3 protein-coding genes are annotated in these 9,149 nt (G+C 67.5%); 2 read left to right on the forward strand and 1 reads right to left on the reverse strand.

Going from position 1 to position 9,149, the window contains the following annotated elements:
* The first annotated feature begins 471 nt into the window (after positions 1-471).
* Positions 472-4,602, forward strand: coding sequence for a hypothetical protein (locus ASF41_RS21380; protein WP_210167000.1), 4,131 nt, complete (start codon positions 472-474; stop codon positions 4,600-4,602).
* A gap of 228 nt (positions 4,603-4,830) precedes the next feature.
* On the opposite strand, the gene ASF41_RS26725 is transcribed toward ASF41_RS21380, so the two are convergent.
* Positions 4,831-5,166 (reverse strand): diguanylate cyclase domain-containing protein, encoded by a 336-nt coding sequence (locus tag ASF41_RS26725; protein WP_056496824.1) that lies wholly within the window; start codon positions 5,164-5,166, stop codon positions 4,831-4,833.
* 266 nt (positions 5,167-5,432) lie between these two features.
* On the opposite strand from ASF41_RS26725, the gene ASF41_RS21390 reads away from it, so the two are divergent.
* Positions 5,433-8,531: a DEAD/DEAH box helicase gene (locus ASF41_RS21390; protein ID WP_056496827.1), complete on the forward strand. Its 3,099-nt coding sequence runs from the start codon at positions 5,433-5,435 to the stop codon at positions 8,529-8,531.
* Positions 8,532-9,149: the final 618 nt, after the last annotated feature.

Here is a 9,149-nt window from a genome sequence, read left to right on the forward strand (position 1 = left end):
CGCTGCCCATGTCGGACGTGCGGGGCATGATCCCGTACCAGCCCATGTCGAGGCGCCCTACCGTTCCCCGAACCGAGGTCGATCCGACGGGGGCACGGGGGCGTACCCGGGCGCGGGCGAGGCGAACCGGCGTTCGGTTCGGCCGCATGTCCCCTTGCGGAGGCGTACCGCCGCCGCGTTCGGGACTCCGCGGAAGCCGGGGCTTCCATCGGGGCCGACCCACAGGCGAGGAAGGGGCCTCACCTCCGAGATCCACCGACCGAGACGACGCATCGACGGTGAGCCTGATGGGTCCACCGATCGAGGCGATGGACGGACGAGGCGCGGGAGGACGCCGCCGTACGCCGAGCGATGAGGGAGGCCGGATTGTTCTGGATATCGAGCCCGGGCGGCCGCTTAGAGCCACAAAGCGTACCCGCGGCGTCACGGCCCTCTTGCAAAGGCCCTCTTGCATCGGAGACCGAACCTGGGGTGATGATCGGCGCGGCACGGACCAACGTCATTGGGGGGATGTCGATGACGGACGAACCAGACCTCGCGGCGCCCATGCTGCCTCCCGACGGCACGGCGCGACAGGCCGTGGCCGCCTTGCGGGGTTACGTCTATCAGATCTACCGGAGCCTCCATGCTTGGCTGGCCCTGCGGCAGGACGAGATCCTTCTCCTGGAAGTCGCTGAGGATTACACGCGCCTGGCCCGGGGAGAGATCGACGTCTTCCAGGTGAAAGCTCAGCAGAAACCGGCCACGCTCCGGGATCTGGGCGTCGTCAAGGCCATCGCGGCATTCTGGGCGCTCCAGGCCGTCAACCGCGACAGCAGTGTCCGGATGACCTATCTAACGACCTCTCCCATCGGACGGGAGAGGGATCTGACCTTTCCCGGCGGGGCACCGGGGCTGTCGCACTGGCGGGACGTTGCCCGCGGCGGATCGGACGTCACGCCGCTACGACATGCACTCCTGTCCCTGTCGCTACCGGACACGATGAAATCGTGGATCGGGTCGGCGGATCCGGAGCAATTCCGCGAGCTTCTGCTCCGGAGGATCCGGTGGGAATGTGGCGAGGTCGGCCTGGACAAGGTGGGGCAGGTCATCCTCGACCGTCTTGCGGATCTTTCCAGGCCCATGGGATTCATGCCCAGCGATGCCGGGCGTGTACGCGACGCGCTTCTGCATGCCGTGATCGAATGCGTCACCGGGACGACCGAACGGCGACTCACGCATGCTCAACTGCTCCGGCTCGTGGAGGACTCGACATCCGTCCGGATGCCCCTGTCGGTGTTACGGCAGGCCGCCGGATTTTCGCCGCGGCAACCGGGCGGGGGCGGGGTCGGTCACCACACGGCCCTCATCGCCTGCCCGACCGTCCCGCTGCCGGTACGAGCAACCGGGCGGCCCGCACTCGTGGACGATCTCCGCGATCGCCTGTCCGGCACCGGGGCGCTATGGCTGTACGGCAGCAGCGGGGTAGGCAAGACCGTTCTCGCCCAGCTGGTCGCGACCCAACACGTTCGTCCCTGGTTCATTCTACAGCTTCGGGATTGCGCCGGACCCGAGCTGGACGATCGGCTCGCCGCAGCCTTCTCGGTCCTGGGGTCGGGCCGGATCGGCGGCTTGATCCTGGACGACCTTCCGCATGCCCAGCTTCTCAACGCACGCATTCGGTTGTCGGCGATCGGCGAGGAGGGACGCGCGGCGGACGCACTGGTGATCGTCACCTCGTCCCGGCCACCGCCGCCCACCATCGCGGAATGCCTGGGGGATGGCCGTCCGGACGTCAGTCGGGCCCCTTACCTCACCGTCGCGGACGTGGCGGCGATGGTCACGACAGCCGGCGGCGACGCCGGATTTTGGGCCGCCGTCATCCATGCGTTCTGTGGCGGCGGCCATCCTCAGCTCGTGGATGCCCGGATAGCTGGCCTGTCCAGTCGGAAATGGCCTGTCGGCGAGGTGATGGCCGGGATCGGCACGATACCGGCCCCGGCCGAGATCGACGCCCAACGCGATGCGGTGCGGGCGAAGCTCCTCGACGAACTTCCGGACGGCGCGTCGAACCTGCTCTATCGGCTCAGCCTGATTGACGGGGGGTTCGATCGTTCGATGGCCCTATCCGTTGCCGGGGCCGACCCGAAGATCAGGCGACCGGGAGACGCCCTCGACATGCTCGTGGGGCCTTGGGTCGAGGCGAGGGGCGATCGTCGCTACGCAGTTTCACCGCTCGTCGACGACGTGGGCGTGGAGGCCCTCGACGAGGAGGAGATGCACGGGGTCGACATGGCCCTGGTCGACGACCTGATCGCCCGTAACCCCTTCCCGGGCGAGTACGCCGCGCACCTGCTGGTTCACGCGCTGCGGTCGGGCCGGGCGGACGGCATCTCCCACCTGTCGATGATGATCCTGTCCGAGATGGCCCACGACGACGCGGCCGCTCGCGCGATCGCCGGCGAGGTCGCCTTCCTCGCCACCTCGGCCGCCTACGACGATCGGCCGTTCCTTCCGGCCAACCCTTCCGCATCCATGATGATGAGGATCGCGCAATTGAAGGTCGCCGCGCTCGCCCGACCTGGTCGACTCCTGACGATCGCTCGACGCCTGTTGAGGGAGTCGAGGGAAATGGCGGCGGCTACGGAGCGGGGACGAGCCTTGCCTGCCGCCCTGTGCGCCGTACTCATCGAACCCGATCTCCCCGTCCGTGCGCGGGAATGGATCGGCTGGCTGGAGGAATTGCGCGACTCGTCGCGGGATCTCGAAGTCGATCGACTTCCGTTCCAGGCGACCGGGCAGGCGCCCCTTCCCGGTACGGAGGGCTGGACCTACCTGCAACATCTGTTCGCCCTCAGGGCGACGAACCTACGCGACCTACGCGACCTGCGCGAGATGATCGATGAGTTGCAGCGTCTCGGTCTGAGTGTGGCCACGCCGTACTTCGAGGTTCTGGATGATCCGACGAACGTCACGCATCGCTGCGTCCAGGGATGTTGGACGCGAACCATCGAGGCCGCCGCATCCGAGCCGCGAAAGGTGGCCGAGGAGCTCGAGGCGCTGCAGCTCCTCGCCGAGGCCTCGAAGCGGCACGCCCTCGCCGTCGAGTGCGGATGTGCACGCGTCGTCGTGTTGGACGAGCACGTCGGCGACGCGGTCGCCGCTCAGACGGCCATGGATCCCCTTCTCGCGACCGCGCGTAGTGAGCGCCTGGTGGACCGGACCCATGTCGGACTTCTGTATCGAAGAGGTCGATACGCGGCCTGCGTTCGACTGACGCGACGGATCGCCGAAGGCACGCGGTTGGAAGAGGGGATCGAGACGGCTCTGGCGTTGCGCACCGGTGCGATCGGAGCGAGTTTCATCGGTGACCACGGAACCGCCGAGGAACTGTTCCACGACGCCCGCTGGGCGCTACCGTGCTTCGGAGCGACCGCATCCGCCATGGGCGTCGGGTTGCTCGCCGACGCGGCGCGGGCGGCGTGGGACAGGGATGCGAGGCGGGCCTCGATCAACCTCCTGGTCCAGGCCGTGATCGGATCCGAGGCCATCGACCCGAACGCCGGCCCTCTCGCTCGTTGGATCGTCAAGGCACTGGCCCATCTCATCCTCCAGATGCGCGCGAACTCGCAAGCCCTCGGCCCCGAGACGGAGTCGCTGGCACTTCCCTATGGATTCTGCAGCCGGCTGGAACCGCCGCCCGAGATCATGGATCAGCCCGCCGCTTCCACGACGGGCCTCTGGTATCTCCTCGCCGCCCTCGAGGCGGATCTCGGCGAGGAACTCGGGATCTTCGACGCGCTGCGCCATCGGACGGCGACCGGCAGGTACGACTTCTACGAGACCGCATTCGCCGGCATATTCATGGCGCGCCATCTCAGGCGCCTGGACGTAGAGGGGTTCATCGCGCACTTGCCCGAGTTCCTGTACTGGGCCGGCTATGCCGTGATCCGACGGGAGTTGTTGCCCGCAGCCGACTCCTTCACCGAATCACGCGTCATTCCCCCCATGGCCGGTGATGTGGATTGGGAGGTCCAGCCATTCCGCGGCTTGGCGATGGAAGCCGTCGTCGCATTCGGGATTGCGGCGGCGATGAGGCATTCTCCGAGGCTCGCCGACGCATTGGCATCGGGACTCGAAAGCATCGGAGCCCGGTTCGCTGCGAGCTGGCTGATGCCGTCCGACGACCAGCTCCAGAGTGAGACGGATATCTTCCGGAAGGCGACTTGGGCTGCGGGCCGCCTGAACGATCCGACCGATCGCGATCCCGACATGTCGTATCTCGCGTCGGTGCACATCTGGTCCTGGCTCACGCAATCGCTGTTCGGCGGGTCGGTCGAGGATGCGGTCGCTCGCCGGGTCTCGCTGTGTTGGCTGGAGATCGCGGACAAGCAGCGTTTCCGCCTGCGGTTCCCGTCCACGAATGTCCCGTCCATCGTAGAGGCCGCAGGACATCCCGTTCGCACCGGGCGGAGGCTTCTGGCCGACATCATCCTCGCGACCGAGAGCGCGGTGAACCATAGGCTCTCGGGCGAACTCCGGTCCAAGCTCCGTGCATGCGCGGGGGAGATCGACCCCGGATCCGAGCCGGCCCGCGTTCGCCTCTCCACCTCGACGCCATAGCGGCGCCGACACCTAAACGTCCGTCGGCCCCCGGTCGCATTCGATGCGAACGATGACGTACGGCCTCGTGCGGCAACAGGCAACATGACCAGTGGTGAAGAGCCGACGCTCGGTACCTGCCGCGAATGTCCGAGATGGGCGGTATTCGGCTTGTCTGCTTCGAAGCACGAAAGGAGGCGGATGTTCACTGAGCCGTCCGGAACGATGACGCGGGAGCAAGGCCTTCCACTACGCGGCACCGACAACCATCGGAGGGAATACGGATGCGGGCGCGGCGCCCGTTGCGAAGGGGACCCGAATGCGGAGGCCGCCTGGGCCGGCCGCCTTCGCCTCGTACATGCACTGGTCGGCTATCCGCATGGCCATGGCCACCTCGGCATCTCCGCCGGGCACGACGATACAGGCCCCAATGCACGCCATCGCCGGAACATGCGCTTGAGCGAGCCCATCCGACACACCTCGATGGAAGGTCGCAACCCTTCTGTGGGCCTCCCCGACGTCGACAGCGAATAGGACCGCCGCGAACTCGTCGCCCCCGATGTGTGCCCGAGGGATACGGACCACTCGCCGACATGACCGGGCCGCGACCGGTTCGATCCTCCGCGTCGTTCCACTCGCCGACCTTACCGTGCCACCAGACAGCCCTGCCGCCTCGTCCTCGTCAGGGGCGTGAAAGCCTGGTCTCGCGGATCCGCACGAAGACGCTCAGTCGGGGAGCGACGGTTGCCGCGGGTCGGACGGCGGCCGGGTTTGGCCCGGAATCGCTGGTCACGAACGTGCCCTCCGCTTAAGACGACCTCGGCGCGGCGAAACGCGAAGCTCGGGGACCCATGGCGACGGCGAGGCTCGATCTTGGCGACCTTAAGCTATGGCCTCACCAAGCCGAGGCGGTGCGGGCGTGCGTCACGTATTTCGGCTCGGGGTCCGGCCGCTCGGCCCTGGTCCACTACCCGACCGGAACCGGTAAGACCGGGATCATGGCCGTGGTCGCGGGACTGCGCCGTAACGCCGGGCACACCCTCATCCTCTGCCCGTCCACCGCTCTCGTCGAGCAGATCATGGCCGCGGTCGGTGGGGGCTTCTGGACGACGATCGGCGCTCCGTCCGAATGGGTGCCGAACCGCGTCGTGCAGCTGCTCCCGAGCTCGCTGACGCAATGCCTGGCCGAGCTGGAAACGATGCCATCCGACCACCACTGCGTGATTGTCGGCACGGTACAGGCCTTGCAGCAGACGCACGCCGCCGCGGTGCAAGGAGCCGCGGGCCGCACCGCGGTTTTCGGGCCCCCGTCGGCGGCCAGGGACATGGACCGTCTTCGACGAGCGGTCGGCACGATCATCTTCGACGAAGGACACCGGGAGCCGGCACCTTCCTGGGCCGAGGCCGTACGCAGCCTTTGCAAGCCCACGGTACTTTTCAGCGCCACGCCTTTCCGGGGCGACATGAAACTTTTCGACGTGGACCCGCACCACGTGTCCTTCCTGGGCTTCCGGCAGGCCGTAGATTGTAAGCTGATCAGGGACGTCGCGATCGTGGAGGCGCCGTTGGCGCGGGACCCCCATGCGTTCGCACGGGAGATCCTGTCGTGGCGGGACGACTTGGTCCGGTCCGGAAACGTAGGAGCGAACGACAAGACGATCGTGCGGGCCGCGGATGCCGGCGGCGTGCAGGCGTTGTACGACGCGTTCGCCGCCGCGCTCGGCCCGCGCGGCGAACGCGTTCTCGCCGTGCACGACACGTTCAAGTCGGAGGTCGGCCCTCACGGCGAGCGCCACGACCACGTCCCTCGAGCACTCGGTGCACGCCAGGAAACCGTCCTCATCCACCAAGACATGCTACTCGAGGGGATCGACGACCCCTCTTGCACCATGCTGGCGGCTTACGACCCCTTCACCAACGAACGCAAGCTGGTCCAACAGGTCGGTCGCGTGATTCGCCACCCCCGCCCAATCGGGAGCGAGGCGAAGCCGGCACGGGTATTCGCGCGGACGGGCGACGGTCTCTCTGCCATGTGGCGAAGATTCGGCATCTTCGACGATTTGTGCGCGGAAGGGAACGGGCCACCCTCGCTCAGGACAGGCAAGGAAATCCTGAGGCGGCTCGCCGCGACGATGCCATCCATCGACTATGTGGATGGGCGTTTCCGGACGCGCCTGGATCCGAACTCCATCCCGGACGGCGACATTCGCATACCGAAATCGGCCGTGATCCATGAATTGGACCCGACGTTCGACCTCGACACGTTCGAGGCGGCCGTCACGGCGGAGCTGGGGTCGGAAGACAGGTTTCAGATCCAGGTCTTCACCGTCGCTGGGCGGGCGTGCCGGTGCCATGTCTCGCTTCGGCTCCAACAGTCGCGGTTCCTCGTCGATACCCTGTTCCAGCAAGGCAGCCTGGAGATCACCGCGTACGCCCGGCACGGAGAACGCCTGTTCTTCTACGACAGCGCCGGACTCTGGATGGACGGGGCCGCGGATCTGGGCACGCGGGCCGCACCGGCGATCCTGCGATCGCTACTGCCAGAAAGCGCGGGCGACGCGATCACCGGCATAGGCACGAGAAACACCGACCTGGGCAGGCTCGCGATCAGGGGGCGCACCTTGACCGCCGCCTCGTTGAACCGGGCCGGAATCCATATGGGGGAGCATCTGCACGTCGTAGCCCATGCATCCGGACGCGTCGCTGGCAACCACCGTGCGATCGGTTTCGCGCGCAGCAGGATTCGCGAGGGCAACGGCGCCGTCGTCGACTTGGGCGGCTTCCAGGCCTGGACGGCCCGAATGAACGGGGAGCTCCTCGCGGGGTCCCGAGCCGCAGCCATGTTCGATCGCTACGCCATGCCCGTGGACGTCCCTGCGGCGACCGAACCGGTGAATATCCTCGTCGACCTCGACGACGCTGTGGACGCCTACGTAGACGACGACGGCAAGGTGGCCAGGTTCGACCTCGACGCCGCGTGCGTCGACGTTGTGCCCGATCCGACCGCAGCGGACTTCCCGTATCGCTTCGAGCTCGGGGTGAACGGACGGCCTGTGCCGGTCTGGATCGGATGGCATCCGAGGCGAGGCAAGTATTGGCTTCGCTCGCCCGCGCTCAGCGCGCTCAAGCGCCGTGACGCTCCGAACGTCTCGCTCACCAAGCGCCTCAACCAGCGACAGTCCATCCGCGTCATCACCAGAAATTCCGCCGCGCTCTACGCGTATGGGAAATTCTACGGGGTCGGGCTGGATCTGTCCGTCGCGAACGGCCCCGCGAGCGTCATCGCGGGCCTGATCGAGGGCGTCTCCGGCCTCGCGGGCATCTATTCAGAGAAGGGCGACCTGACCGCCCCGGCGTCCACTTGGCCCGCTTCGTCCCTGTTCGGTTTCATGGACGCGGCGTTGAAGCCAGCCTCTACCGCCACCGTGCTCGGCCTCCCTTTCCCCATGCTGCTATGCGACGATCTCGACGACGAGGTGGCGGACTTCGTGGCCGTCGACGACCGCGGGCCCGAGCTCCGGGCCGTCCTCATGGCGGCGAAGTGGAAGGCCGGCAAACCGGGGGCCGGAGCGTCGACGCTGTACGACGTGTGCGGACAGGTCGTGAAGAACCTTGCCTACCTCAAGGTCGACGCGATCGACCTGCCGGGAACGGCGGTGAAATGGGGCAGGCCATGGCGGCTGAAAGGTGGCGAGGTGCACCGCAGCAGGACGGGCCAGGCCGCCGCCGACATCGCGAAGGCGTTCAAGAGCGTTCGCGGCAATCCCTCGGCCCGGAGGACCTTCTGGATGGTACTCGGGGGCGGCGTCCTGTCGAGGGACGCGGTCCTGCGGGGCTTCGCGAGGAAGCCGATCGAACCGCACGTGCTTCAGCTCTACCACCTCCTCCTCTCGACCTACGCCAGCTGCCAGTCCGTGGGTGTGGAGTTGCGTATCCTGTGCGCCGAGTGACCGGCGGGGCGCGTGCCGATCCGGGGACACGGGACGCCCCGGCATCGCGAAGGCCGGCCGCGGACGTACCCGCGTGTGGGTTCCGGACCCAATCCCCGACCTTTACGGGCTCCGACAGTCGGCCGACGAGGGCGGACATACGCGGCCCCCGCATCGATCCGGGCGCTGCGGCTCGGTCACGGGGGGCGTGCCGCCATAGGGCGCCGAGGTTACACGCGTCCGGGAAGGTCTGAAGGATAGGTCGCGGCCACGCGGCGGGCTCGGGCCCACCCGGCAGATCTCCGGTCGCGCGGCGACCGTTCACGCATCCGGTTCGTCCAGGCTCCGTGCGATCGTTGCGCGCCGCGACCTGCCCCCCGGCATCGCCGCGGCGCCGGGGCACTGCCGGATGCCGTGTCGCGGCAACGGGCATCCCAGCGCATCGGCGACCCGCGTCGATGTCCTCGTGCCCGCGGCGGCTGCCGGCCGGCCCCCTGATCCTTTGGCGATTATATCGTTGGCACATACGGACTGACGGACTAGTGGTTAAGGTCTGACGGTTGAGTCCGCGTGGGGTTTCGGTTTGAGGCCTGTCCTGCGAGTCTGGCGGGATGCGCAGTGGCATCTCCTTCACGCTCT

It is taken from the genome of Methylobacterium sp. Leaf111 (assembly GCF_001423285.1).
GTDB lineage: Bacteria > Pseudomonadota > Alphaproteobacteria > Rhizobiales > Beijerinckiaceae > Methylobacterium.